Source organism: Cellulomonas citrea, assembly GCF_009829685.1.
GTDB classification, from domain to species: domain Bacteria; phylum Actinomycetota; class Actinomycetes; order Actinomycetales; family Cellulomonadaceae; genus Cellulomonas; species Cellulomonas citrea.
This window is the reverse complement of record NZ_VWSD01000384.1, coordinates 1-541: the sequence shown is the minus strand read 5'-3', so window position 1 is coordinate 541 and position 541 is coordinate 1. Positions and strand designations below refer to the sequence as shown.

The window sequence follows — 541 nt, the reverse complement described above, 5'->3', positions numbered from 1 at the left end:
CGCGGTCGCCGCGCACCGGGTACGGCAACGCGTCGAGCGCGGTGAGCCAGCCGCGGTCCTTCGGTCCGTCCGCGCCGGCGGTCGCGGTCGCCGGGAACACCCCGTCGACCAGTCCCGGCACGGCGACCACGTCCCACTCGAGGCCCTTGGCGGCGTGCACGGTGCACACCTGGACCGCGCGCGGGTCGGGCGCGGCGACCGGTGCGTCGAGGCCGCGCTCGTGCTCGTCGGCGGCCTGCACCCAGGCGAGGAAGGCACCGAGCGAGGCCTGGTCACCGGACCCGGCGAACTCCTCGACGACGTCGGCGAAGGCGTCGAGGTGGGCGCGGGCCGCCGCCGGGTCGAGCTCGGGGTGCGCGGCCACCACCTCGATGTCCAGGTCGAGGAGGCGCTCGGCCTCCTCGACCAGCTCGGGCAGCGCGAGCCGGGTGCGCGAGCGCAGCACCGCGAGCGTGCGGCCGAGGTCGGTGAGCCGGCGTCGTCCCAGGTCGGTGAGCCGGCGACCGCGGTGGCTCACCCAGCCGGCGGGCGGCAGCCGGTC

At 77.8% G+C, this 541-nt stretch carries 1 protein-coding gene; it reads right to left on the bottom strand.

Features of this window, described 5'->3' with window-relative positions; genetic code table 11:
* On the bottom strand, positions 1-541 hold a 541-nt coding region (locus F2B26_RS16870; protein ID WP_201292829.1), incomplete at both ends, for a 3'-5' exonuclease.